Origin of the sequence: Curtobacterium luteum (assembly GCF_001475545.1) — a bacterium.
Classification (GTDB): Bacteria; Actinomycetota; Actinomycetes; order Actinomycetales; family Microbacteriaceae; genus Curtobacterium; species Curtobacterium luteum_A.
In genome coordinates, this window is the sequence record NZ_LDQC01000183.1 from 1 (window position 1) to 1,297 (window position 1,297).

Here is a 1,297-nt window from a genome sequence, read left to right on the forward strand (position 1 = left end):
TGGTGCCGATCGACTCCGGTCGTGAAGACCCGTCACGCGCACGACACGGGCGCACACGACGAAGCCCGCCACCCCATCGGGGCGGCGGGCTTCGTCGTGCGGACGCTGCTGCGTCAGGAAGCGCGACGAGCGCGGGCGGCGCGGCGCTTCAGCGCACGACGCTCGTCCTCGCTGAGGCCGCCCCAGACGCCGGAGTCCTGGTTGTTCTCGAGGGCGTACTGCAGGCACATCTCGGTGACGGTGCACCGGGCGCAGACGGACTTCGCCTTCTCGATCTGGTCAACTGCAGGGCCGGTGTTCCCGACCGGGAAGAAGAGCTCGGGGTCCGCGGTGAGGCAGGCAGCCTGGTCACGCCAGTCCATGTGTGGTGCTCCTTGATGTCGATGCTCGAACGGCAGCCGTGGACGTGGTTCGGGGATCGGAACGCCGGGCATGCTGAGCATGAGGGGACACCCTGTGGGGGAGGGATCCGCTGGAAGCGAGTCTGAAGCCCGCGGAACGCTCGGGGGAGGAGCGTCGAACCACGGGAGACGCACACCACATCGTGCCGTCCGAACGACCTCGAATATCGTTCCATACTGGTAGGGGCAAATCAAGGGTTCCGACGCTGGAGGATCGCTGTGCACGACACCACACCCGACGAGTCCGCGGAGCCCGGACAGCGCACGCCGGCGTTCACGGTGCTGCAGGTCGTGCTCGGCCTCGAGTTCCTCGCGCTGGCCGGCGTCACGGTCTGGCTCCTCGTCGAACTCGTGACCTCGCCGGCGACGAGCCTCGCCTCCGGGATCGCGCTGACGATCCTCACCGCGATCGCGGCCCTCTGGCTCGGTGCCCTCTTCGTGGGGCTGCGGAACCGCCGCCCGTGGGTGCGCTCCGGGATCATCGTGTGGCAGGTGATGCAGGGCGCGCTCGCGATCGGCGCGTTCCAGGGCGTATTCCGTGTGGCCTGGTTCGGTTGGCTGCTGCTCATCCCCGCGCTGCTCGCCATCACGCTCGTGCTCTCGCGGCCGGTCACGGCAGCCCTCGTCCGGCAGGACGGCGACGGGGACTGAGCCCGGCAGGACGGCGACGGGGGCCGAGCCCGGCAGGACGGTGACGGGGCCGACAGTGCGTGCGCTCCGGCGATCAGACCAGGCCGAGCTTCTTCCGCAGGCTCGCGACGTGCCCGGTGGCCTTGACGTTGTAGAGCGGCAGCTGCACGGTGCCGTCCTCGTCGACGACGACCGTCGAGCGGATCGTGCCGGTGACGATCTTCCCGTAGTTGTTCTTCTCGCCCCAGGCGCCGTACGCCTTGTGC

The 1,297-nt window shown here is 69.4% G+C and carries 2 protein-coding genes and 1 pseudogene; 1 reads left to right on the forward strand and 2 read right to left on the reverse strand.

Annotated elements, in window-relative coordinates; all coding sequences use genetic code 11:
- Positions 1-113 precede the first annotated feature (113 nt).
- Complete coding sequence (locus NS184_RS17050) at positions 114-362, reverse strand: WhiB family transcriptional regulator (RefSeq protein WP_022904217.1); 249 nt, start codon at positions 360-362, stop codon at positions 114-116.
- Between the two features lie 258 nt (positions 363-620).
- Here NS184_RS17050 and NS184_RS17055 point away from each other — a divergent pair, with 258 nt between their 5' ends.
- Complete coding sequence (locus tag NS184_RS17055; protein WP_058727245.1) at positions 621-1,052, forward strand: hypothetical protein; 432 nt, start codon at positions 621-623, stop codon at positions 1,050-1,052.
- Positions 1,053-1,125: 73 nt separating this feature from the next.
- Here the strand turns inward: NS184_RS17055 and NS184_RS18820 are convergent.
- Positions 1,126-1,297, reverse strand: a pseudogene (locus NS184_RS18820) (peroxiredoxin); the annotation flags it as partial.

What these genes read in the sequence shown, in the direction of transcription:
- NS184_RS17050 (WP_022904217.1), bottom strand. Translation starts at nt 362, where the DNA reads ATGGACTGGCGTGACCAGGCTGCCTGCCTCACCGCGGACCCCGAGCTC.